Source organism: Chromobacterium haemolyticum (genome assembly GCF_002081825.1).
Lineage (GTDB): Bacteria > Pseudomonadota > Gammaproteobacteria > Burkholderiales > Chromobacteriaceae > Chromobacterium > Chromobacterium fluminis.
Window position 1 is genome coordinate 1 of sequence record NZ_MUKU01000043.1, and the last position, 21,662, is coordinate 21,662.

27 protein-coding genes are annotated in these 21,662 nt (G+C 57.3%); 4 read left to right on the forward strand and 23 right to left on the reverse strand.

Annotated features, from left to right (window positions below; all coding sequences use genetic code 11):
* Window positions 1-90 precede the first annotated feature (90 nt).
* The 10 genes from B0T39_RS21555 to B0T39_RS25745 form a co-directional block, all read right to left on the reverse strand.
* On the reverse strand, window positions 91-4,341 hold the full coding sequence (locus B0T39_RS21555) for a host specificity protein J (protein ID WP_081550325.1): 4,251 nt from the start codon (window positions 4,339-4,341) through the stop codon (window positions 91-93).
* Complete coding sequence (locus B0T39_RS21560) at window positions 4,332-4,709, reverse strand: hypothetical protein (protein WP_081550327.1); 378 nt, start codon at window positions 4,707-4,709, stop codon at window positions 4,332-4,334. The genes B0T39_RS21555 and B0T39_RS21560 overlap by 10 nt, the downstream gene beginning before the upstream one ends.
* Entirely contained in the window at window positions 4,709-5,185 is a 477-nt protein-coding gene (locus B0T39_RS21565) for a DUF1833 family protein (RefSeq protein ID WP_081550329.1), read from the reverse strand. The genes B0T39_RS21560 and B0T39_RS21565 overlap by 1 nt, the downstream gene beginning before the upstream one ends.
* Window positions 5,186-5,254: 69 nt before the next feature.
* Complete coding sequence (locus B0T39_RS21570; protein WP_081550331.1) at window positions 5,255-5,614, reverse strand: hypothetical protein; 360 nt, start codon at window positions 5,612-5,614, stop codon at window positions 5,255-5,257.
* A 72-nt stretch (window positions 5,615-5,686) separates the two neighbouring features.
* Window positions 5,687-9,025, reverse strand: a complete 3,339-nt coding sequence (locus B0T39_RS21575; protein ID WP_081550333.1) for a phage tail tape measure C-terminal domain-containing protein — start codon at window positions 9,023-9,025, stop codon at window positions 5,687-5,689.
* 59 nt (window positions 9,026-9,084) lie between these two features.
* Entirely contained in the window at window positions 9,085-9,501 is a 417-nt protein-coding gene (locus B0T39_RS25280; protein WP_141111340.1) for a hypothetical protein, read from the reverse strand.
* A gap of 25 nt (window positions 9,502-9,526) precedes the next feature.
* Window positions 9,527-9,892, reverse strand: coding sequence for a hypothetical protein (locus tag B0T39_RS25285; RefSeq protein ID WP_141111342.1), 366 nt, complete (start codon window positions 9,890-9,892; stop codon window positions 9,527-9,529).
* A 221-nt stretch (window positions 9,893-10,113) separates the two neighbouring features.
* The gene (locus B0T39_RS21580) at window positions 10,114-10,458 is read right to left on the reverse strand and encodes a phage antirepressor KilAC domain-containing protein (protein WP_176219626.1); all 345 of its coding nucleotides are present in this window, start codon (window positions 10,456-10,458) and stop codon (window positions 10,114-10,116) included.
* A gap of 128 nt (window positions 10,459-10,586) precedes the next feature.
* Complete coding sequence (locus tag B0T39_RS25290; RefSeq protein WP_141111343.1) at window positions 10,587-11,207, reverse strand: hypothetical protein; 621 nt, start codon at window positions 11,205-11,207, stop codon at window positions 10,587-10,589.
* A gap of 89 nt (window positions 11,208-11,296) precedes the next feature.
* On the reverse strand, window positions 11,297-11,464 hold the full coding sequence (locus tag B0T39_RS25745; protein ID WP_176219627.1) for a hypothetical protein: 168 nt from the start codon (window positions 11,462-11,464) through the stop codon (window positions 11,297-11,299).
* A gap of 137 nt (window positions 11,465-11,601) precedes the next feature.
* Here B0T39_RS25745 and B0T39_RS21585 point away from each other — a divergent pair, with 137 nt between their 5' ends.
* The 4 genes from B0T39_RS21585 to B0T39_RS21605 all read left to right on the forward strand — a co-directional run bounded on the left by B0T39_RS21585 (window position 11,602) and on the right by B0T39_RS21605 (window position 13,649).
* Window positions 11,602-11,838 carry a hypothetical protein gene (locus B0T39_RS21585; RefSeq protein WP_081550337.1) on the forward strand — a complete coding sequence of 79 codons (237 nt, stop codon included), beginning with the start codon at window positions 11,602-11,604 and terminating at the stop codon, window positions 11,836-11,838.
* Between the two features lie 89 nt (window positions 11,839-11,927).
* The gene (locus tag B0T39_RS21590; RefSeq protein WP_176219628.1) at window positions 11,928-12,503 is read left to right on the forward strand and encodes a mobilome CxxCx(11)CxxC protein; all 576 of its coding nucleotides are present in this window, start codon (window positions 11,928-11,930) and stop codon (window positions 12,501-12,503) included.
* Between the two features lie 555 nt (window positions 12,504-13,058).
* Entirely contained in the window at window positions 13,059-13,355 is a 297-nt protein-coding gene (locus tag B0T39_RS21600) for a type II toxin-antitoxin system RelE/ParE family toxin (protein ID WP_081550364.1), read from the forward strand.
* Between the two features lie 3 nt (window positions 13,356-13,358).
* Window positions 13,359-13,649, forward strand: a complete 291-nt coding sequence (locus tag B0T39_RS21605) for an addiction module antidote protein (protein WP_081550366.1) — start codon at window positions 13,359-13,361, stop codon at window positions 13,647-13,649.
* Between the two features lie 98 nt (window positions 13,650-13,747).
* Here B0T39_RS21605 and B0T39_RS21610 read toward each other — a convergent pair whose 3' ends face one another.
* From B0T39_RS21610 to B0T39_RS21670, 13 genes are all read right to left on the reverse strand, one after another.
* Window positions 13,748-14,059, reverse strand: coding sequence for a phage tail assembly chaperone (locus B0T39_RS21610; RefSeq protein WP_081550368.1), 312 nt, complete (start codon window positions 14,057-14,059; stop codon window positions 13,748-13,750).
* A gap of 14 nt (window positions 14,060-14,073) precedes the next feature.
* Entirely contained in the window at window positions 14,074-14,535 is a 462-nt protein-coding gene (locus B0T39_RS21615) for a hypothetical protein (protein WP_081550370.1), read from the reverse strand.
* 5 nt (window positions 14,536-14,540) lie between these two features.
* Window positions 14,541-14,978: a phage tail tube protein gene (locus B0T39_RS21620; protein WP_081550372.1), complete on the reverse strand. Its 438-nt coding sequence runs from the start codon at window positions 14,976-14,978 to the stop codon at window positions 14,541-14,543.
* A gap of 61 nt (window positions 14,979-15,039) precedes the next feature.
* Window positions 15,040-15,417 (reverse strand): phage tail terminator-like protein, encoded by a 378-nt coding sequence (locus B0T39_RS21625; protein WP_081550374.1) that lies wholly within the window; start codon window positions 15,415-15,417, stop codon window positions 15,040-15,042.
* A gap of 2 nt (window positions 15,418-15,419) precedes the next feature.
* Window positions 15,420-15,806, reverse strand: a complete 387-nt coding sequence (locus B0T39_RS21630) for an HK97 gp10 family phage protein (RefSeq protein ID WP_081550376.1) — start codon at window positions 15,804-15,806, stop codon at window positions 15,420-15,422.
* A 2-nt stretch (window positions 15,807-15,808) separates the two neighbouring features.
* Window positions 15,809-16,198 (reverse strand): hypothetical protein, encoded by a 390-nt coding sequence (locus B0T39_RS21635; RefSeq protein ID WP_081550378.1) that lies wholly within the window; start codon window positions 16,196-16,198, stop codon window positions 15,809-15,811.
* Window position 16,199: 1 nt separating this feature from the next.
* Window positions 16,200-16,670 (reverse strand): DnaT-like ssDNA-binding protein, encoded by a 471-nt coding sequence (locus B0T39_RS21640; protein ID WP_081550380.1) that lies wholly within the window; start codon window positions 16,668-16,670, stop codon window positions 16,200-16,202.
* 4 nt (window positions 16,671-16,674) lie between these two features.
* Window positions 16,675-17,001, reverse strand: coding sequence for a hypothetical protein (locus tag B0T39_RS21645; protein ID WP_081550382.1), 327 nt, complete (start codon window positions 16,999-17,001; stop codon window positions 16,675-16,677).
* Window positions 17,002-17,040: 39 nt separating this feature from the next.
* Window positions 17,041-17,985: a major capsid protein gene (locus tag B0T39_RS21650; protein WP_081550384.1), complete on the reverse strand. Its 945-nt coding sequence runs from the start codon at window positions 17,983-17,985 to the stop codon at window positions 17,041-17,043.
* 64 nt (window positions 17,986-18,049) lie between these two features.
* Complete coding sequence (locus B0T39_RS21655) at window positions 18,050-18,835, reverse strand: hypothetical protein (protein WP_081550386.1); 786 nt, start codon at window positions 18,833-18,835, stop codon at window positions 18,050-18,052.
* Between the two features lie 99 nt (window positions 18,836-18,934).
* A complete protein-coding gene (locus B0T39_RS21660) occupies window positions 18,935-19,288 on the reverse strand; it encodes a hypothetical protein (protein WP_081550388.1) in 354 nt (117 codons plus the stop codon).
* Window positions 19,285-20,301, reverse strand: coding sequence for a minor capsid protein (locus tag B0T39_RS21665; RefSeq protein ID WP_081550390.1), 1,017 nt, complete (start codon window positions 20,299-20,301; stop codon window positions 19,285-19,287). Before B0T39_RS21665 ends, B0T39_RS21660 begins: the two co-directional genes overlap by 4 nt.
* Window positions 20,298-21,632 carry a DUF4055 domain-containing protein gene (locus B0T39_RS21670; RefSeq protein WP_081550392.1) on the reverse strand — a complete coding sequence of 445 codons (1,335 nt, stop codon included), beginning with the start codon at window positions 21,630-21,632 and terminating at the stop codon, window positions 20,298-20,300. The genes B0T39_RS21665 and B0T39_RS21670 overlap by 4 nt, the downstream gene beginning before the upstream one ends.
* Between the last annotated feature and the right edge of the window lie 30 nt (window positions 21,633-21,662).

Genomic DNA, 21,662 nt, shown 5'->3' on the forward strand with positions numbered 1-21,662 from the left:
TTCGGCCTGCTTGAGAAAGCCAATGATCTGTTCTTCGGTGAATCTGCTCTTCTTCATGTCCGTCATTCTCCTTCAGTGACGGACTTCTCTCTACTTTTGATTGGTAAGGCCTAAGGGGAGCAGATCAGAGACTCCATGCATGCCATAAACCAAAATGTTTCCGTCGATGTAAAACCTGATTGAGCTCTCCCCGCCGCCATTCCACCACATTGCACCAGCTATAACCAGGGTTGTGGGGTATGGCGTATAAAATGTGCCGTACCTAAAGTCGCGGCCCCAACTCTGATACCAACTAACGCTTCCATTTGCTATTTTTAGCGTGCCTATCGTCAGATCCTTGATGTAGGTGCCATGCATCCCTCCCGCATCCAGAATGACATTGCCGGCTCCATCCCGCACCGTGAGGCCGCGCGTATCGATCTGCCCGGCGTTGAGCTGTCCATTGATCTTGTGCGAACCCATACCGTTGAAATCCACCACGACATTGCCTGCAGGGTCTTTGATCGTCAGCTGGCGGCTGTCGATCTTGTCGGCCTCAACCGAGTTCGCTAACAAGCGATCGCCGGACAGGGTGCCGCGCAGGATCAGATCGCCATCAATCCCCACCATCGGCTGGCCATTCACGCTGCCAGCAGTGAAAATTTGCCGGCTGCCGCTACCGTCCGGCAGCGACACCGCGAACTTGTCGGCCAAAAAATCGACTCTTGAGCCGTCTTTATCCGCCCGCAGGCCCATGCCGGCGATTTTGTCGCCAGCAGTGACCTTGAGGACTTTTTCAGCCTGTATGCCATCAACCACTAGGCTGGTTTCCTGGATAGCCGCGGTGTTGCCGTTGACCGTAACTTCCAACGTCTCGACCGAGCGCGCCACCGCGCCGACCTCTGTTGCTCTGACCTCCCTTTCCGCCTGGATGGCCGACGCGTTCTCGCCGACTTTGGCGCCCAGGGCTTCCAGACTTTTTGCCGTGGCGCCCTCGCCGTTGACCCTGGCCTCGACCTCGCGCCGCAGCGCCGCCTCGTTCTCTCCCAACTTCGCGCCCAGCACTTCGTCCGCCCGGGCCAGCGCCTCGTCCGCGTTAGCCCGCGCCTGTTCCTCGCGTTTCAATGCGGCAACGCTATCGTCATGGCTGGCGCGCAATAGCTTGAGATCCGAAGCCAGCGCTTCGCGCGCACTGGCCGTTGCCTTTTTCTCCTCCAAAAAATCAGCGCGGCTGTCGTCGAAGGCGGCGGCCAGGCGCAGGCGCTCCGATGCCTCGCTGGACAGGTCCGTGTTCAGCGTTTTGATTTCACGCCGCGCTATCGCGTAGTTGCGGGTATGCGCGGTATCGCGGTCATCCTGCGTCAGCATCAGCTCATACGCCGCCTGTAACGCGGAGTTCGCCGAGTCCGCAATCTGCGGCAGCTTGCCGAGCGGCTTTTGCAGTTCTTCGGTCAACTGGCCGCCGCCGATGCTGCCCTGCAGCTGCTCCAGCAACTTGGCCGGGTTCTTCTCGGTACTGGCCCTGGCCTTGACCGGCGCCGAGCGGTTGCCCCATCCATCCAGCAACACCAACTCATACTCCACCGTCACCCCGACAGACAGACCGATATGCGTCCAGCGGTCAGAAGGAAACGGCAAGGAGGTCAAGCGCGCCTTTGGCCCGTCGCCGATCTGGCCGAACAGCTCCACGCCCGCGATATCCACGGCCGGCGGGTAGCGCCAAGCCAGCTCAATCAGCAGGAGATCGCCCACGGCATAGAAGGATTGCGGCGCCGCCGGCGGTTCGCCCATGGCCGTGACCGTCAAATGGGCGAAAGCGGGCCGGGAAATGCCGCCATCGGCAAATAGCGGAGCAACGGACGCTTCGTGATAGCCTGGCTCGACATCCGCCGCATGCTGGGTCTCACTCGTCAGAGCCTCGTTCCAAATGCCTTCTTCGCGGCGCCAGCAGTAACGGTACTGCGTCGCCCCGCGGACCGGCGGCCAGCTGGCTTGCATCGTCGGCACGCGCTGCTGCCTGGCGTTGACGCGGCTAGACTCGGTCAGGGACAGATAGCCAATCAGCGGCGGACGGCTGGGGCGCGGCGGCACATAGGCAAAGTCTCCCTTTTCCGCCGCGTAATACTCGGGCAAATAGTCGCAGGCCGTGAACTGGATATCGCCATTGTCGAGCGGCTTGGCGTCGATGATTTTGACCTTGCGGCCGGGGTGGGTCGCCGGATCGTAAAACCACATCCAATCCAGAGCGACCGCATCAGGCGACTCGTCCGGCACGGGAAGCGGGCCGTCCGCATCGCTGACCGGAATCGGATCGCGCAAGCGCAGCAATGCAGATTCGCCCCCGCCGCCCTTGACCCGATATGTTGAGTAGTTGCCGTCGGGGAAGCGGATGCCGACATAAGCCGTGGCGCCTAAAGGCACCGCCCTGTCCAGTCGCAGTTCCTGGCGATTCCCGCCAAGCAGCCGGCCGGAAAATGACCAACTGGCCATATCGTGGGAAAGCAAGACCACATCGCCCTTGCCCGCCACCATGCCCTCGATGTCGGTTTCCCAACTGATGCGTCGACGGTGCAAAGCCTGCGACGCCGCCAGCAGCCGGGCTTCGCGCCCGGCCACGTCCGCATCGGTGCAGCCGATGAAGTCCAGCGTTGCGGGATTCGCCGGATCGGAAACGCCTTGCACCACGACCCTGACGCTATCTGGCTTCCAGTCCTTGGACTGGTTCACGAAATTAACGATGATTTCGTCTGCCAACTTGCCGGACTGATAGTTAATCCGAAAGCTTTTGGCTTTGATGTTGGCCGGGCCGAACACCGCGACGACGGGCAATTCGTCGGCATCCCACACCACGCCGTAGCGGCCCGACTGCCAGGTCATCTGCCCGCGGCCGCAGCGCGCAATCATCTCCGCCACTTCCTTGATCGGCATTCCTCGATCCAGCACACGGCTAAAGCTCAGGCGTTTGGCCTCGCACCACACGGCAAAGCTCTTGATGCTCTCGATCTCGATGCGCTGATCAGGCAGGCCGCCGCCAAACAACCGACGCCCATTGACCGCCCTCCGGCCCCGCAACCACCACAACAGCCACCAGGCCGGGTTCAAAGTTGCGCGCAATGCCCAGCCTCCGTTCTCCCACACCGGGATTTCAGAGCTGGCCACCGCCGACAACTCGTCGATCGTGCCATTGAGCTGGTTGCTGGCCTTGATGCGGACCCCAACTCGCCGTTGTCCGGTGTAGTCGGCGCCATCGAATTGATGGCTGCGGATCTGAGCCACCGCGAATTGATTCTTGTACCGGCTCGAGTCTCCATCCGCACTGACTTTAATGACGCGGATAGCGTATTGGCCTCGTTGTACCGCTTCGGAAATCGACAGCCGTGCGATATTGATGCCCCGACCGTGCAAGGTGAATGTCCGATTGCCAAAGTTGCGCCAGGCTCCGTCCGGAAAGGCGCGGTATTCGACCTGAAACTCGATGGACCTGCTTTCAATGCCGCCATCGTCCCGGGCAAAATAGGCCAAGCCTTGAACATCGATGCCTATGGCAATCGTGTCTGGGCTTGTCGTTCTCTCTACCCAGCCGTCCGCCGCCTTGATTTCTCGCCCTTGTTCGGTATCGACATTACCGAACTCGGCAGGCAGCACGCCATCCGGCCCCGCCTCGAAAATCGTCACATCCTGATAGCTGCTCAACAGGGTTTCGCCCAGCTTGAAATTTTCAAGCTTCAGTTCGGACTGCAGGCCGAAATGGAAGGACTGGAACAGAAACTGCTCCGCCCCTTCAAACACCGTGTAAGGTTTGCCGGCCAGGTCCGGCACCATCCTGTGCTTTCCCATCACCAGCGGCATGGGCTCGAACGGCCGCAGGCGGTTACGGGCGCCGGCCAAAGAATACGTAGGGGATTGCTCGGCGCCGCAGCCGAACGCCCCTAACTGCGGCTTGGGCGGCGGCAACAGCGTGTTGATCAATATTGAGCCGCCTACCATGATGCCAATAGCCAGGGCCCCGCTCATCGCGGTCCAGGTTCCCGTCATGGCGAAGCCCGCCAGATAGGGAGCGGTGAAGGCAAGCGCCAACAGAGCGATAGAACGAAAAACCTTGCCACCACCGCCACGCACCAAAGCCCGAACCAATACAATGTCGTTTTGCTTCAGCCGGTACTTGCGCCAAGTTTCCGGCGCCAGCGTCCGGCCATTCACGGAAACGGCGTGCCCTTCGTCCACCTCAATGCCCGTGCGCCGGCAATAGCCGCCCAAGGTTTCATTGCGGCGAAACGCCGCTTGCACCAGTTGCCGGCCTTCCAGCAACAGCGGGTGCGGCAAAAACGCCAGCCTGACGGCGTTCGGTGTTGTCATTTCCATTGGTAAAACCCTTCCACCTCATACCCTGACAGCGAACGCAGCCGCTGGCGCACCACTTCGCCAAAGCCTTCGTCCGCGTGAAGCACCCACCACTCCCGCCCTATCCAACACATCACCCCAATATGCTGCAGCCGGCCGCGCGCCAGCAGCAGCACCGGGTGGCCATCCACCGGCTCCGGCACCTTCTCCGCGAACTGCTCCTTGCGGGCCGAAATTTGAGTGTTGCGTCCAAACGGCGTCTTCTGATGTTTGCCCGGCAGGCTGACCGCCTGGCCGAGCACCTCGGCGGCGACCTGTTCGGCCAGAGCCGCGCAATTCAATCCATCGTCCGCGTACTCCATGCCCACGTAAGGATCAGACCAATGCATCAGAACACCCCCGGTGCGGTTTCCGGCCGGTAGTGCAAAGCCACCGCCGGCTGATTCAAGAAGTCCACATAGCCAAGCGTCGCGGTGATCTGCAATGGCGTCATTGCCACGTTGGAGAGGTCCAAAGTAATGTCGTACTCCAGAACCTTCGGCTGACTGCGCAACACCTGGATCACGCGGCATTGCGAACCGGCGCCGCCCTGCGACACATCGATCCACTTCGTCAATTCCCGACCGACGTTGTCGATGGCCAGTTGTGCTTGCGGTACCTGGCCCTCCGACTCTTCTGGCAACTGGAAAGAAAAAGAGCACGCCACGAAGACATGCCCTTCCACGGTGATTGGCACGGAGTCGTTGACCACCCGAGCCGGCTCGGCCAGATCCTCATGGCTGATTTCCAAGAGCATCAACAGCGGCTCCGCCGCGCTGGTGGCATTGATGTTCTCGCGCGCGGCTTGAGAAATTGCTCGCGCCATAAAATCCCCTTCCTGAAAGCAAAAACCCGCACGAAGGCGGGTCGGTTGAATTGGAGCGTACAGTTGGACTCAGGCTGCAATAGCTTCAATCTGGGTCGCCGCTCGCCATAGTCCTTTTGAGTCAGGGATAAGGCGGATTTTCCCGCCGATGAACCGCGCCTTCCTCTGAGCCTGGCTGATCGGATCCGTGTAGAGAAACCAGCCCGATCCGCCGGCCAGCGTTTTGCCGAACCATTCCTCGAAGTCCAGCTTTCCCTGGCGCCCCTCAATCAACAACGTCACATCGAGTTGGGCCACTGGAGAACTCCACCGCGGCCGCTGCTTGGCGATAGGGCCTTCCATATCCGAGCGGATCACGCCGTAGTCTGGAGCCTCTCCATATCCCGCCAACAGTAGACGCACGTAACTGGGCAGCCTTGGCAGCACCATATCACCTCCATTTCAGAATAAAAAAAAGCCCACCATTTCGGTGGGCCCACCAGATTGGTGAAGCGTTCTGCGCTATTTTCCAACAATCGCCTTAATCCCCTGCGACACCGGTCCCCCGCGCCGTAAATCCGTCAGCACGATGTCCACCACCATCTGCCGGCCATCAAACCGCGGCTGGCTTGCCGAAGCGCTCACCGGCTGGCTGGACTGGTTGATGACGTTCAAGGCCAGATTGACCTCAGTGCCGGCGCCCTGGGCCTTAACCCCCAGCCGGCCGGCGTTGTCCCGTGTCAGCGGCATGATCGCTTCCGGCCCCGCCTCGCCAAACAGCGCCATCGGTGCCATCGTCGGGCTCGACACCACCGAGTTGGTGAATGCTCCGCCGCTGGCGAAGGTACGGACCACCTGGCCGTTGTAGAAGAGATTGCCCTTGGCGCTGCCGATCACCGACGGGCCGAACAGGCCGCTCGGCAGCCAGTCCAAGCTGAGCCCACCTCCTATCATGCTCAAGGTTGCTTGCTGCATCTGGATCCGAATGATCTGCTCGATCACCGAGTTGGCGAAATCCTGCCAGCCCAGTTTGCCGGTCATGAAGAACTTGGTTTGCATGTCCGTCATGCTATTGGTGGCGGTCTCAAACGCCCTCTGGCCCTGTGCGGCCTTGTTGCCCACGTTATCGGCGTATTGGGCCAAGGCCTGATTCCAGCCGGTCGTAAACTCACGCGCCTTGGCTCTGCTCTCGTCGTAGGAGGCGATCAGCTTGGCGTACTCGCCCGGCAAAGTGGCAACACCTTCCCTCTCTTTGTCCAGGAAGTAGATGTAGCGCTCCTTGGCCTCCTGCGACATGAACATCGTGGCGTTGTAGCGCTCCAGCTCCTCCCTGGCCTCCGCTAACGCTTTGCGCGCTGTGGCCATGTTTTCGATATCAACCAGTCCCTGTCGTGCTTCAATCCTTTGATCGAACTGCCAGATTCGTTCGTTTCGACTCCTAAGTTCATCCGGATCGGACGGAACCGGCTGCTTGATCAATGCCTCACGTTCGGTTTTGACTTCAAGCAGCTTCTTCTCCGCGTCAGTCAGCCGTTGAACACGAAGGCCCAAGGTGTCCAGCCGCTGGATGTAGGTCTCAGCCGCGCGGACGCCCGAGGTGGTTTCCGCTAGGTCCGTGTACAACACTTCCAGCCCCTTGGTGGATTTTTCGAGGCGGATCTTCTCCTTGATCAGCGCGATCTCACGATCCAGTAGGATGATCGACGGCGCCCGGTTGCCCTGCCCCTTGGTCGTGCTGCCTTCACCGCTTGCCAGGCTCTGCCGCTGGGCGATTAATCGATTGAGTTGCCTCTCTCCCTCGGTAAGCTTCTGAGCCGCGTCGCCTAGTCTGGAGAGGTTGTCGTGGTATTCACGCAAGCTTATGAGGTCAGCTCGGATGTTGGCCAACCGGTCGGCTCCCCCTCCTTGGCCTCGCCCTCCCTTGCCCCCACGCAGTGAGCTATTAAGCTTTTCGTTGGCCTGCGCAAGCAACTTTGCAGCTTCTTCTTGCGAGATCACACCTTCAGCCGCCGCTTTCTCTATCTCACGAATATCCGCTCGGATCTTTTCAGCGGCCGGCGTATAGCTACCCTTTAGCTGCGCAACTCTGGTAAGGGATGTCTCTCCTGTTGCTGCATTTTTCTGCTCATCCTCAAGCTCTTTTATTTTTGCTTTGGCTGCCGCAACGCCTGAAAGAAGCTCTTCCTTGGCACCCGCTTTCATTTTGGACATTGCAGCCGAGTCACTCAGTAGCCGTAGGTTGTCCCGAATAAATTTCTTTTGGTCTTCGATTCGGATGTCAAATGTCGCTCCCTTCAAGCCCTCCGCCATTGATCTAGGCATGGCAATGCTATATGCCTTTTCGGCCTCTAATAAATTAGCCCGGTAAGCATTACTCCTAACTTTTATTGCATTCAGCTCATCCCGGCTCAAGGGGATCTCGTAGTACGCAGTCCCATCAAATAGTTTCTTCGTGCCCTTTCTCAATTCTTCATCCGCTTCAGCCATCCCTTTTTTCGCCAAAGCAATTTCTGTTTGCAGTGCCGCAAGAGGTGCCTTTGCAGCCGCACTCATAGCTGCAGATATTCGGCGGGCAGAGTTTTCACTAATTGCAGCCGCATCACCAGCCGCTTCGGCGATCTTGTCCCAGTTGTATACGACGACTGCCGCGGCTGCGATAAACAAGCCGAAAGGTCCACCAACAGCTGCCAGGGCAGCGCTGGCGCCCCGTGCCGCGATCCCCGCCATGGTCGCCGCCCGGGCATAGTTGTTTGTCGCCACCGTCAACGCATTTGTGGCTACAGTGTTTCGCGCTTTTGCTGCGGACAGCGCGGTTTGTGAGCCCCCTAAAGCTGCGCTGGCCTGCGCGCTGCGCAGGGCGGCAGCAGCATTGGTGGCCTCTGCCCTGGCGCTTTCCAAAGCCGCCGTGGCGGTGACGCGCGCAGCAACTCCTTGCTTGCTTGTGTCAACGATCAATTGGCCAAGAGCGCCCGAAGTCTTGCTGATGGCCAGCAGCGTCGCGCCCCCCAGTGCCCACGTCAGAGTTTTTCCTACGGTTTCGCTATTTTCCGACAAGAATTTAAGAGCATCGGTAGCCTTCGTTACCCCTCGGGTAAATGGCACCATGAATTCCTGACCCGCGGAGGTTTTCAAATCATCCGCGTAGCGCTTCATGGAGTTAAGTTGTTTGCCCGCTTCTTCCATCGAAGCCTCATAGGCGCCCGAGATCATCTTGCCCTTTTCCATCACTTCATTGACCCGGGCCTGAATCTTCTCCGTTTCAGACAAAGCGTCAGCCGTTTTGCCCAACTGCGCGGCAAGCTTCCGGTAACCCGCCTCAAAGTTCACGTTGATCCCGATGGTTCTGAGGATCTCGGTTTGAGCGGATTGAATGCCGTAGACCAGGCGGGTATAGGACTCGGATGAGTTCAGATTGCCGATCACCGCCGCATCCTGGGCGATTCTCGCGAGCTGAGTGGACTGCGACAAATCAACATTGGCTTGAATCATGCGAGCGATGTTTTGCCGGGACTCCAGCGCAGAAATCCCCGTCTGGCGCAACGCAGACTCGGTCTGCTGCAGCTGAACGGTGGAATACCCCGCATTCTTGCCCACGGTGTTCATGACCACGCCCAAGGTGTTGTAATGCGCCGCCATCAAGGTCACTTCCTTGGAGAACTCAAGCAACTTCATGCCGGAGTACGCTGCAACAAAGGACTTAATGACACTAGTGGCACGAGAAAAAGACGCATCAATATTGCTGGCCATCCTGGCTAAGCTATTTTCGGTGGCTGACCCAACTCTAGCCAAATCGCTCAACGCTCGGCCACTTCCTTCAATTTCTCTTGCATCTGCCCGTATAATTAGAGTCGCAATATCCATTGCACATCTCCAATAAAAAATGCCTCATCACATGATGAGGCACCGATATCAAACTCAAGTCAATCCGTCAAACGGACTCCAAGTACAGAATCAGCCTGCGCCACCTTTTTGCCATTTGGGTCAAAAAAGTATATTGTTCTAGCCATGCAATTTAGCACGGCATCTGCATCTGCTATTTTCTTAGCAACTTTTAACAAAGCTGCTTTTTCATCAACAAAGTTCACCATTTCAATTTCGAGACGCCCATTATATTCTGACACTTTATGATTGGACCGAACTGCTTCCATCAAGACTATTGCAGCCTCAACACCATCTGCACCATACTTTGCAATTGAATTGCACTCTATTAAATCCGACCCCTGCTTCACTTCTTTGCCTCCTGTGAAATAAGAAACACAAGAAACCACAACTAAGCTAAGAAAAGAAACAGCAATCCAAGCAACCATTTTGGCTTTAGCCTCTATTGAAAGCGCCATACCCCATCCTTTGTAACGAAGACTCCTATTTATTACACAATCTATTCCATGCTGAGAAAAACTCGCCAGGGTCATTGTCTTCAAGCTTAGCCAAGCTTGCATAAAAACCTTTACCGCCCTCAGCTCCAGGCCAATAAGGAACAACAAACCTTTGCCACCCAACGTATGCGCCCATTCTGTTTTTTGCATTCACCGATCCGCATATGTGGTTGCGTTCATTATTCCAGTAAACATTTTCAAATTTTGCTGAATCAATATCAAGCACGGCATTCTTCAGCAATGATTTTGCAACTCTTGTAGATGAGGTCGCGGCCATCCACGCAATCACCAAAACCATCAAAAGAATAATGACACTCACCACCACTACTGAAATTCTCTCAACATTGCTCATGCCCATCTCCCTCAGTCTGAAAAAATCGCACAAAGCTTTAGCACTTCCGTTCTACCTATGACAGCCAGCGTGTTCCCTTTCGCAAAACTATGTTTTATTTGTGCAACAGATAATTTGTACTGACAGGACATAAAAAAACCCCGCTCTTGCGGGGCTTCAATTTAACAATTGCAACTAAGTCGGTTAGAACTATTTGTTTTTTCCTGCACGACATGGCGAGGTCATGCCACATCTCCTGTTGCGATCAATTCGGCCAGCCTAGCCAGCCCCTTGGGGGTGATCAGCAACTGGGACGAGGATTCAACGTCCCCGCTCTTGTGGTAGATGGTCACTGGCCGGTGAACGACCAAGCCCTGCTGCTCCTTGACCGTGTACCCCACCGGCCGGTTATTGCTCTGGCACCGGTAGGCCCAACCAATGCGGATCAGGTAGGCGGTGAATTTGCCTGGCGGCACGCCCAGCGCCTTCGCCGCATCTGTCAGGCACAGCTCGCCCTCCGAGAGCGCGAGCCGCTCTTGGGCAGCGACTTTCGGCGCTTGCTCGGCCACCTGGTTCGCCAACGTCACATTCTGCTGCTCGACGATCTGCCGCTGCTCGAACTGCTCCGCCCAGGCGCGCGCCGCTCCAACACGTTAGGCTGGAACTGACAAAGCCCCGCAACTGCGAGGCTTTTGAAGTTCGTTGTGGTCTATCTTTATCCAACCTTTACCCGCGGCAGACAACCAAAGTGAATCATCACCGGACTAGTGCTACGCAGAAAATAAGCATACCTCTCAGAAAGATCATTGGCCCTAATTAAAGACCTTATCTCTGTTAATTTATTTTCTGCGCGATTCTTCTTCTCGATTGCTTCTTGGTCACCACATACTACTTGAGCACTTAAATTGACTCCTAAATCTGAGTATTCAGAGATTAATTTTTCAATGCGCCCCTCAGCCTCTTTTATCTTCGAAGACTTGCTAACTGCCACTTCTCTTTCTTTTAAACTTGTCAGTCCGACTTCATAACTATTCATTTTTCCATTTAACTCTGCACCTCTTGCAGCAATGTCCTGCTCTTTCTTAGTAACAATATCCTCTTTGCGTTCAAGTTCAACTTTCTTGGCCGCAAGCTTTCCTTCCTCATTTCTAATATACCTTTCAAACTCAACTCTTTTATCCGTAAACTTTACCTGTTCCTCATGTAGCTTGTCATTTTCTTTATACAGCCATAAGAAACTGACAGCAAATATTGCCGAGAACACTAATAAGACATAAACCGTTGGTTTGAAGTACTTCTCAGACGTCAGTGTTTTTGCAGTTTTCTCATCAACCATCGCTACCCCCTCTCACACCGCATAACAAAAATATATCTAGCCAATACATCCCGCGTGATCGCGAGGCTTTTCATTTGCACCAGCTCTCCTCAGTGGCGCTTACGGTAGTGGTCATTCGTCTCTTTGTTCTTGTAGTGGCCTCCCTTGTGTGAGGAGCCTTTGCCGCCGGCGTAGTGTCCACCGCCGTGCTTTCCGGCGAAGGAGATGGTAGGAACTGCCAGTGCCAGGGCTGCGATCAGCAAGAGAGCTTTTTTCATCTTTGTTGTCCTGTTGGGTCAAGGAGTCACCATTATGACATTGACAACAATCTAACTCCAGCATGAAGCTTGGCCATCAGCCCAACAGCCCAACAGCCCAACAGGACAACAGGACAACAGGACAACAGGACAAAAATATGCTCAGGCTAATCGCCCTCTCCACCCTTCTGCTTGCCGCCGGCCCCGTCAGCGCCAAACCGATGTCGGATCAGCAGATCAAGCGCGCCATCATCAAGGAGTCCATCGAGTCGTACTACGGCAACTGCCCGTGCCCGTACAACACCGTGCGCAATGGCAGCTCATGCGGATGCCGCAGTACGTACAGCCGGCCGGGTGGCGAGGCTCCGATCTTCTTCGAGAAGGATGTGACGTAGGAGATGGTAAGGATTGTCAAGGATCAACTTGATGCTAAATAATTGGCATGTATAATATCAACCTCATATACCATGAAAATCACACAGCAATGACAGACCAGCAAAATCTTAGTAATAAAGATATAGAAGAATCTTGTACTGATTATGAGTTTTACGCATTTGGAACTGCAAAGATATTTGAAAAACGATACCAATCAATCCAAAATAAAACCCGCATAATTACCTTCCTAGGCATCATAAATCCTCTGTTGATCGGCTCTGCAGCTTTAGCATTCGGTATCAAATGGAGTTTTTTGCCATACTTTATTTACATGGCAGGCATTATTGGAGCTGCCCAATTAATATTTTCAACATGGTCTGTTGTGGATAAATGGGATGACAAACTCTCCTATTCAATCGAGTCAACAATAAGCAATACCGCTCTTTATAACTCTTTCAAGAAGATACCACGACTCGGCTCTACAATGCAGCAAAGAAAATTTGACGAGTCCGTGCGCGAGTACGAAGAAAGAGAAAGAAATGATATGAAACAGTCGATAACTGAAAAGGAAAAACGTTTCGCAAATCGTTCCGCTCTTATTTACTATAAAAAGTCTTGCCATTTATGCAAAGAAACACCAACCACCATAAAGCCGTCCAAATGTGATTCTTGCGGCAATTTTTAAAGGAAATTAAATTGGAAATCAACCTAGAACAGCTTGCAATTGCATTTAATAGCTTAAGCCAGAAAGATCAGGCAAATGTTCTCAAAGTACTCGCGGAGATTTTCAACAATTCACTTAATGGCAAGCCGAAATCATATAGATCCATATGCACTGAAGACTCCAGCAGAACCATGATTAACTTTGCCCCCGCCCCTGGGCGGTGTTCAAAGTGCGGGAAATAAAGTAAAAAGCCCATCACAAGATGGGCTTTTTACTTTCTCGCTAGCAACGCCATAATCACCACCGACCTCGCCTCATCATCCTGCATCTGCTCTGCCAGCAACGCACCATCGCCCATGGCCTGGACCTCTAGGTAATCTAGGTCCAGCATCACCTCCCAGCCGCGGTGCTGGCGCGAGAAAAGCCTCTCCCCTGCGGCAATGTCACCGTAGCTCAGCGGCTGTGGGCCATGCCCGGAAGAGTGGCGGCCGGCGGAATCAGCTTGCCAAACCTTCTCGCCACATGAATCACCCACAACCCTTGTCAAACTGTATCCGATCGGATACAGTTTGAGCCATGAACACATTTCTGACGACCGCAGAATTCAATGCTTGGCTGAGCCAGCTTCGCGACCCGATTGCTAAAGCCCGCATTGCCATTCGAATCCGCTCGGCCGAACAAGGAAATTTTGGAGACTGCGAGCCAGTTGGCGACGGCGTCTCAGAAATGCGAATCCATACCGGCGCCGGTTACCGGGTGTATTACACGCGGCGCGGCCAGGTGGTCTATCTGTTGTTATGTGGTGGAAACAAGTCGAGCCAGAAGCGCGACATCAAACACGCCAAAACCTTGCTCAAAAATCTGCCGGAGTAAACCATGGAATCGAACCTGCAACCGTTTGACGCGGCCAACTATCTGGATAGTGAAGAAACCATTGCCGAGTACCTCAGCGCCGCGCTAGAAGACCCCAATCCGGATGTTTTTCTAGCCGCAGTACGCGATGTGGCGCGCGCGCGTGGAATGGCTCAACTGGCCAAAAATTGCGGGATGGGGCGTGAAAGCCTTTACAAAGCGCTGTCTCCCGGCGCAAAACCACGCTATGACACTATCCTCAAGCTGATGCGTGGGCTGGGGGTCAAGTTGCACGCCAGTCCTGTCGAGGACTGATGCTGCGCGCGGTCTAAGCCGTAAGGAAGTCGTAAAACGCTGCTCAAACTACCCGTACAGTGATTTAGATTATTGAACGACAGCCAAGCCCTTGCCGCTCAGGCGCTGAGCATTCTCATCAAAGCCCGCGACCGCGCCTCATCGTCTTCAAGCACATCTAGCATGAATGCCTCCTCGTCCATCGCCTGGATGGTCAAAAACTCAACATCCAGCCGCCGCAGCAAGGTGTACTCCCATGCTCGCGGCCGGCGCTGCGTGATACGCGCCCACGCCTCCATTTCCAAACAAGCCAGAGCCTGCGGACCGCAGTCCGAGTACTGCCGCCCTGCCGATATCTCGCAAAACCACGCCCACAAATAAGCCGCCTCATTGGGCAGTTTTAGCTTGTTGACGTGGCCTTGCTTGCGCAACGAACTGCCCTGCTTCAGCCGCTTGTCGAGTCGGAATTCCTGGTCTGCGTAGGCTCTGACGGTGGCGCAGGCGGCGGCAGGAATTTTCCCAAGTCGGCGCTCTGGCTGATCACGGCATCGCGGATCCAGGCAGCCTTGCTGTAAAGCCGCTGAGCGTTCTGAGGGGTGAACGCGAAAGGCGCGCCGTTTTCCGTCAGCCCTGACCATCCGGCGGTGCGCGCGACGGCGATGCTGACTAACAACTGCTCCCGCTCCACATAGCTCAGCGGATCCGCACGTTCCCTGCCGGCGGTATTGGCTGCGGCCAGCCTGGCCACGTCGTCGTCGTGCAATTTTCGCTGCAGTTGCTGGGCCTGCTCCGACTCGGCGGAAAACACCTCAACCTTGACCTTGGTGTCTTGCCCGGTCACATAGTGCTTGAGCGTGAATTCGTGTGTTTTCTCGCCCACCACCAGCAAATCGTCATTGATGTCCATCGTGCTTAGGCCCCCTTCTTCACCACCGGCTTTTGCCATTCGACCTTGCCGGTAATGCTCAGCGCGGCCGTGCTTTTGATCACAGCATCGACGCCGCCCTTGAGGTCGAAGGACATCACTAGGGCAGAAAACAGCCCAGTCCAGCCGTTCGGCAAAACCAATTTGAAACGCCTAGGCTCCACGTCGGACTGCGCTTCGTCCAGCAGGGTCTGGCCGGGGTCGGTATAAACCCGGTTCACTTCGATCTGGAAGCCGCCATTGTCGGCGAGCCCTTTCCTTTTCTCCTTCGCATCACTGTCCAGCGTGGTCACGTCGATTTCGGAGGCTTTGCCGTCAAAGCCGCTATAGGACTGGATTTCCTTGACCTGGACAAACTCCGGAGTGGTGCCGGTGGACTCGATGAAAAACTTGGTTTTCTGGGCGGAAATGGCATTGGAAGTCATTGCTGGATCCTCAAAATGGCAAACCCGCCAATAGGCGGGTCTGTGTCGATCAAAGCCGGCTTCAGATCGTCGAATAGCGAATCGTGACCGGCACGATGTAATGGGTGTCTGACGGCAGACCTGGCGAGCGATAAGGCGTCTTGCTGATCCTGACCGGACCGATCACCTCGTCGGCGACAAACACGTCGCGCAACTCATCGGCCAGGCCCTCCGCTTGCTGCGGGCCGGTGCCGCTCGGCGTGCAGATCGACACCTGGAACACGCCGTATTCACGGATGCCGCTGTCGAGATCCATGTTCACCGGCTCGGCCGGCATCAGGAACACTTTCAGGTAAACGTTTGCCGGCGGATTGAACGCTACGCCCTCCCAGGCAACGGGAACCCCCTTCGTATCGGCCCAGGCCAGCAAGCGCGATTCCAGCGCGCCGCGAATCGCCATTGTCACCTCCCATATCTAGCGACGGTTTCGGCCAGCGCCAGGCGCGCCATTCCGGCCGGCGCCTTGGTATGCGACCAGCCGTCAAATTCGATGCGATAGGCGTAGGGTAGGTTCGTCATCAACGTCATCACTCCTCCATGGGTAAACACCCCTGGCCTTAGCGCCGCCACCACCCGCCCCAATGCCTGGCTACCGGCCTTGTCCATGCCGTCTTGCGGGCCAGGCGTCGGCGTCACGCCAACACCCCAGGAACCGCGCAGCCGGCCGGTGTCCACCGGCGTTTTCAGGATCACCCCACGGAACAGGTGCAGGGTGATTTCACGACACTTGGCGTCCAGCGACTTCTTGGCGCCATCTGCGAAGCGCTCGAGATCAACGGCGAATGACATGGCTACCTCCTGAGCTGCAGCGTGTGCATGACGATCACGCCGCCCGGCTCCGGCTGAATGGTTTTGATGTTGATCACCCTCCAGACCTCTTCCTTATCGCCTGACTTGGGGCTCACCACCAGCAGATGCCCAGGCGCCGGCGTCGCCTCGCATACCGCGAACAAAGCCTTCTTGTCTCCGACCTGAATCGTGGAGCCGGGGGCAAATGCTTGTCCCGAAGCAATAAACCCGAAGTCGGAAAACACCGCGTAGGAGCCAAAGTCCTGCCAGCGGTTGACCATCCCCTTGCCTGGCACATAGCTTTCGCCAAGGCTGACGCGCAACACTACCGGGCCGCCGTCCTCACGGATCTGCCGTGTCGCATCGTCGCGCTCTTGCGTATAGTCGGCCATCTCACCCCCGAATCAGCTTGATGTGGCAGGCCGCGGCCAAGTAAGGCTTCAGCATCGCGTTGACCAGCGGGAAGCGCGCGGCCGCCGTTCGATTGATGATGGGCTGCGCGAAATCGGTCACCAGCGATTCCGTTTGCTTGCGGGTCACCATGCCGCGCTCGACCCGGGCCATTGACTCGGCCAGGTCGTCCACCAAGGCCAGTTCCATTTGCGCCGTCTTGACCCGCACTGGCAGTCCAGCCGGCGTTCGGGGAAACGCCAGCCCCTGCGACACGTTGACCGGTTTGCCGGCGAACTGCCACATGCTGGAGAGATAGAGCGCCGCATAGCGCAGGCGCCGCTCTTTCATCGCCTCGCTCAAACCACTCCAGGCCCCATTGCCATGCTCCAGATGGTGGCCGTCCGCCTCCTTGAGCGTGACCAAGCTCTCGGCGTCGGCCCGGCCGCTGCCATCCTCGACGATTAAAGCCATCTCCTCATGCCTCAGTCGTGCCCACGCCGGCCGCGGCAGGACGCCTTCCCCGCTGCGCCTTCGCGGCGGGCGTCGCCAAGCCAGGCGCAGCCTGCAAGCCAGCCGCTGGCCGTTCGTTTGCCGGGCCGTCTTGGTCGCTGTGCTGCGCCGCCACCTCCGGCAGCAACTCCACCGGGACCTCAAAAGCCCGGTAGGCCTCGACAATCTCAGGCCAGTCCCCCTCCACCAACACGCTGGAAACACCCTTTTCCGGCCCCTGAAAAAACCTAGGGTTTCGATACAAGCCGCCCGGCTCAAACCCCTCGGTCCTGCTTGTGTAGATCAGATTCACCTTATCCTCCTGAAACCGAACGGGCCGCCGCCCTGGCCCTTACTGTCCGTGGCTCAGATTGATCACCACGCCGGCGGTGGACTTATTACTGGTAGCATGCTTCTGCCAACTGGCGCTGGAACCCACCGTGGCGAGGTTCGGGTTGGCGCCGGCGGTTTCCTTCCAGCTGTAGCCCATCACATCCATATTGAACACGCCCTCAGCCCGGAAGCCGATTTCCAGGTTCTCGCCATCGTTGATCGGATAGGAGCGGAAGCCCGGCAATTGGGACTCGTTGATGTTGATAGCGCCGCGTTGCAGGCCGAACAACACGTCCTGCGGCGATTGATCGGTGACCAGCACCGGCTTGCCCAGCGTGCCAGGCACGCCTCCGTAAATCACCAGACCAGCCTCTTCGTAGATTTTGGCTGCAATCGCTTCATCCACGATGTCGAAGTAAATGTTCGAGTCCATGACCCAGATGGCGATGCGGTTGAAACGGTCGCCGAACTTACGCAAGCCTTTGGTCAGCGTCTTCCTGCCATCAACGGCAATATTCGCCTTGGCCACCATGTCCTTGTTGCCGCCGATGGCGGCTTGCAATGCCGCGGTGGAATACTGGATGTAGCCGGTCAGCACCGCGTCGGCGTAGTCCTGGCCGACCAGCACGGAAAACTCCTCCGGGTCGCGGCTGCGGCGCTTGAACGCCTCTTCGGAGGTCGAGTACGGGCCATACTTGAAGGGCACCTTCACGCCGACCATTTCGCTGGCGCCGACCTTCTTCGTGTCAACGCGCCCTTCGGAATTGACGTCGCGGTGTTCGATGACCCCGCCGATTTTGTAGAAGGCTCGCTTGCGGAAGTCGCCGATGATGTTTTCATTCGACAGGTCAAACGCGCCGTTGGACGCGCCGTTGAACACCTCCAGCACATCCTGCATCCGCTCCAGATAGGCGGTTTGCGCCAGATCATCGTAGATCACCATGTCTTTGTTGGTCGTGGTCATGCCAATGTCTCCAAAATAAAAAACGCCCGGTTAGGGCGTGAAAAACGATAACGAACTGCCTGGGTCACTGCGGCAATTTCAGATAGGCCTGCTGACCGTACTTGGCGATGAATTCCCGCATCTGCGTAGCGCTCATCTCCGAGCGTTTCACGCCCGCGCCATGAGCGCCGCCGGCCGTGCCCGAGCCACCCTTTGCCGGGAAAAACCACGGCGCCTTGTCCTTCAGCTCAGCGAACCAGGAATCCACGGTCAGCGGCTTGCCCTTGCTGTCCAGCGAGCTATCCTTCGCGACGAGTTCGCCGCGCTCATCCAGCTTGAACACGTCCATCGCCCGCCGCATGATGTCTTCCGACGCTTCGTCGATCGCGCCGTAGCGTTTGGCCGTGGTGGCCACTTCGCCGCGAAACTCCTTGCGCTCCGCGCGCGCCAATTGATCGTCACGTCGCGTGATCTCCTTTTTCAACTCCTCCAGTTCCTTGTCATGCGATTCCTGCATCCGTGCGGTTCGCATCTCCAGCACCGTATCCAGATCGCCTTTAGCGATCAGCGCGGCCTCCTTGTCGTTGGCGAATTTCTGCAAGATGTTGCGCACCGCATCGGGGTCGATGCCGTCGAAACGCGCCAGCTGCTCGGACTGGGTCTTGAGCGAGCCCTGCAACTCGGTGTTCTCCGCGCGCAGGCCGGCCAGCTCTTTTTCCAACGTGGCCAACTCAACGCTCGGCTTGCCCTCCTCGCCGCCGCCAGGCCCTGCGGCGGCGGCGCCCTCCGTTCCGCCGGCTCCGGCGCCGCCGCCCTCGCCGCCGGCCGGCGCGCGCAGGTAATACTTGATTGCTTGATTTCGATATTTCACGCTTTGATTCCTTCGGGGTTGCTCGGGCTGCGCCCAAATAAAAAGCCCCGGCAAGAACCGGGGCTGAATAAACCGAAGCCCGCTTTCGCGGGCGTCTCTTTACGACGGGTAAGGCTTTGCTTTCAATAGATGGCTGACGATGGCGCCGTCCTTCCATCGATCCGCCATCTCCATGATGGCAAACCGGTACTGGGCGCCGGCCTGTTCGGCAGCGCCCCAGAACAAGGGCACGATTTCCGTCTCAGCCACCCCGCGATCCAGGCAGTAGTAAGCCAGTCGCGAATACTCCAGTTTGCTGACGTGCAATCGCTCGGCAAAGGCCTTCACATCGAGGTAAAGCGCCGGATGCTCATGCTCAAGCTGCAAGTGAGCCAGTTCGCCGTTGCGCCATTGGCTGCCAAGCCGTGCTTCCGACTCTTGCCACTCGGCTTCCGTCATCTTTTTCAGATTCATCGCCTGATCCTCGCCGCCTTGCGTTCAAGCTCGTCCAGAGGCAGGCGGTTGCCTCGCTGGTCCAGCAAATCGATCAAGGTCAGCTTCTTGTCCTGGTAGAGCTGAGCCCTGCCCTTGCCCAACATCCGGTCCAGATAGCTGCGGTCCTTGCGCTGCAGGAAGGCGTCAAACGATAGATCGGCATCCACATAGCCTTCGTCGCTGGAACGTCCCCCGCCCAGCAGTTCGTTGTCGCTCTTGAGCCAGGGCATCAACACCGTTCGGCAATTCCAATGCAATGGTGGTTTCCGAAACGGCAGAGAATGCCCAACGGGCCTACCCTCCATATCCCAACGCAGCAGGTTGCGCGCGGCGCATTCAATCGTGGTCCGGCTGTCCAGCGTGGCCAGCGCCACATAACCCTGCACAATATCGCAATTGGCCTGGTACAGCCCGGTCATGGCTTCATTCGCCACCGACTGGACCGCGGTTCGCACCAAGGCCATCGCATCGCGCTGGGCAATGTCGAACAACTCCCGGATCGAACGAGCGATCTGATCGTTGGTCGCGCCATTCACGATTCCGCTGCGGATGATGCCGGCGCCGCGGAACTGCATACTGCCTTCGTGACGCAACCACCAGTCCTCGATGAGCGTACCCTGAATCAGCTTGCCGCGCGCCAGGGCCTCAATCACGTCGGGCCCCGGCAAGCCAGCGAAAGAGACGCCCAGCGCAGGCGCCAGCACCTCAACGCCCCATTGCGCCTGAACCGTCGCCAACGCGGCGAGCTGATCATCCATCAGCTCGGCGATATCGCCATAGCCCTGTCCAAGCGTCGCCTTGATCTGGGCCAACAGCCGCCGCGCGCGCCGCGACTGAAAATCCGTCAAGCGGTCAAATTGAACCCCGCCGATCAAGGCTTCGACTTCCAGTCCCAACTGGCGCAGCATCTTGGCGATTTGTTCGCGCACATCGGCGTCATATCGCAAGAGCTCAAGTTGACGCTCCGTCGCGGTATCGAACAGCGTGATCATAGCGTCGGGGCATCGGTTTCAATGCGGGCCTGTTCGTCTTCCCAGGACTTCTCGTCCAAGGCGGGAATCAGGGTCTGGCAAATTTCGAAGGCGGACTGCTTGCTGAGCAAGCCTTGCGTCTGCATCTCCAGCACCTCCTTCACCGCCACCTTGCTGGCCGACATCAAGTCCTTCAGCTCGACACCGAGTTGCACGCTACCGCCCTCGTTCACCTCAGCCCAATCCGCGATCAACTGCAATACCTGGTCCAGGGAGTCTTCCAGCGCCTCGCCCATGGCCGCCAAGCGGGAAATCATCTTGGCCTGCTCTTCGCCGGCTTGACGGTCCGACATCGACAACACCGACTTCGTGGTCAGTTTGGCGCCGGCAGTGTTCATCTGCTCCTCCAGCGCAGTCAACGCGTTCTGCCCGACCGTCACCGACTCCGCGCTGCCTTGCACTACGCCAATAGTGCCGCCCCTGGGCAAAGGAATCAGGCCATCAGCGCTGGCCTTGATGCTCAACGACTCATCCTCCACGCCCGAGACGTAGGCCATCCTCACCCGCGCGAACTGTACCGACCGGTCCTGATCGCTTTGTTCGCGCCAGTGCTTCACGTTCAGGTGCGCCAGCTCCAGCAAGGCCGGCGCGCCGCACATAAAGCGGGTGCGTTCGCTGTAAATCGGCACCACCGGAATCGTGGCGACGCCCATGGCGAACGATTCAACCAGGCTCCAAGCTGTTTTTCCGCCCTGCTTTCGGTAGATGGAGCACTTCCCCGGCTCCAGCACTTTGATCTGATCCTCCTCGCGTTCCCCAAAGTCCCCATCGTTGACGATCACTTTTTCCATGAAGCGGAACTGAGTGAGGCGTTTATCCGTTTCGCGCCAGCCCAGCACGGCGGTTCGCGGAATCAGCACGCAATAGGGTCTGACGCCCCCGCTCCTTGCGTCCGCCAGCGTCGCGCCGACCTCGATGCGCTGCTGATCGACCAGGACATAAGTCACACCGCGATGGAAAGCCTGCAGAAAAGCGTCATGCGCGAAAGTGTGCAAATTCCGTTTTTCGCGATCGACATCGGCCAGCAAGGCCGGCGGCAAGCCGCTTTCCACCCGCAACGGCTTGGCGAATACCCGCCCCACCATCTGGTCTACCGTTTCCGTATAAGCCGGCAACAAGGTAGAAGCCTTCAAGCGGCGCTGATAATCGTCGTCCTCCTCCAATGGAAACGCGGGCAGCAAGGCCTTGCCGGCGTTGCGCATGCCGCTGGTGCCGCCAATCAGGGCGGCGATCATCACGTCATGCTCGGCCATGGATTTGACGGTTTGGCTTTTTATGCTCGGGTCAGACATGGCGCGCTGTCGCTCCTACCAAGAAAAATC

Bases quoted from the DNA above. Each gene is read 5' to 3' on its own strand.
- B0T39_RS21555 (WP_081550325.1), bottom strand. From the start codon at position 4,341: ATGGAAATGACAACACCGAACGCCGTCAGGCTGGCGTTTTTGCCGCAC.
- B0T39_RS21560 (WP_081550327.1), bottom strand. From the start codon at position 4,709: ATGCATTGGTCTGATCCTTACGTGGGCATGGAGTACGCGGACGATGGA.
- B0T39_RS21565 (WP_081550329.1), bottom strand. From the start codon at position 5,185: ATGGCGCGAGCAATTTCTCAAGCCGCGCGCGAGAACATCAATGCCACC.
- B0T39_RS21570 (WP_081550331.1), bottom strand. From the start codon at position 5,614: ATGGTGCTGCCAAGGCTGCCCAGTTACGTGCGTCTACTGTTGGCGGGA.
- B0T39_RS21575 (WP_081550333.1), bottom strand. From the start codon at position 9,025: ATGGATATTGCGACTCTAATTATACGGGCAGATGCAAGAGAAATTGAA.
- B0T39_RS25280 (WP_141111340.1), bottom strand. From the start codon at position 9,501: ATGGCGCTTTCAATAGAGGCTAAAGCCAAAATGGTTGCTTGGATTGCT.
- B0T39_RS25285 (WP_141111342.1), bottom strand. From the start codon at position 9,892: ATGAGCAATGTTGAGAGAATTTCAGTAGTGGTGGTGAGTGTCATTATT.
- B0T39_RS25290 (WP_141111343.1), bottom strand. From the start codon at position 11,207: ATGGTTGATGAGAAAACTGCAAAAACACTGACGTCTGAGAAGTACTTC.
- B0T39_RS25745 (WP_176219627.1), bottom strand. From the start codon at position 11,464: ATGAAAAAAGCTCTCTTGCTGATCGCAGCCCTGGCACTGGCAGTTCCT.
- B0T39_RS21585 (WP_081550337.1), top strand. From the start codon at position 11,602: ATGCTCAGGCTAATCGCCCTCTCCACCCTTCTGCTTGCCGCCGGCCCC.
- B0T39_RS21590 (WP_176219628.1), top strand. From the start codon at position 11,928: ATGACAGACCAGCAAAATCTTAGTAATAAAGATATAGAAGAATCTTGT.
- B0T39_RS21600 (WP_081550364.1), top strand. From the start codon at position 13,059: ATGAACACATTTCTGACGACCGCAGAATTCAATGCTTGGCTGAGCCAG.
- B0T39_RS21605 (WP_081550366.1), top strand. From the start codon at position 13,359: ATGGAATCGAACCTGCAACCGTTTGACGCGGCCAACTATCTGGATAGT.
- B0T39_RS21615 (WP_081550370.1), bottom strand. From the start codon at position 14,535: ATGGACATCAATGACGATTTGCTGGTGGTGGGCGAGAAAACACACGAA.
- B0T39_RS21620 (WP_081550372.1), bottom strand. From the start codon at position 14,978: ATGACTTCCAATGCCATTTCCGCCCAGAAAACCAAGTTTTTCATCGAG.
- B0T39_RS21625 (WP_081550374.1), bottom strand. From the start codon at position 15,417: ATGGCGATTCGCGGCGCGCTGGAATCGCGCTTGCTGGCCTGGGCCGAT.
- B0T39_RS21630 (WP_081550376.1), bottom strand. From the start codon at position 15,806: ATGTCATTCGCCGTTGATCTCGAGCGCTTCGCAGATGGCGCCAAGAAG.
- B0T39_RS21635 (WP_081550378.1), bottom strand. From the start codon at position 16,198: ATGGCCGACTATACGCAAGAGCGCGACGATGCGACACGGCAGATCCGT.
- B0T39_RS21640 (WP_081550380.1), bottom strand. From the start codon at position 16,670: ATGGCTTTAATCGTCGAGGATGGCAGCGGCCGGGCCGACGCCGAGAGC.
- B0T39_RS21650 (WP_081550384.1), bottom strand. From the start codon at position 17,985: ATGACCACGACCAACAAAGACATGGTGATCTACGATGATCTGGCGCAA.
- B0T39_RS21660 (WP_081550388.1), bottom strand. From the start codon at position 19,288: ATGAATCTGAAAAAGATGACGGAAGCCGAGTGGCAAGAGTCGGAAGCA.
- B0T39_RS21665 (WP_081550390.1), bottom strand. From the start codon at position 20,301: ATGATCACGCTGTTCGATACCGCGACGGAGCGTCAACTTGAGCTCTTG.
- B0T39_RS21670 (WP_081550392.1), bottom strand. From the start codon at position 21,632: ATGTCTGACCCGAGCATAAAAAGCCAAACCGTCAAATCCATGGCCGAG.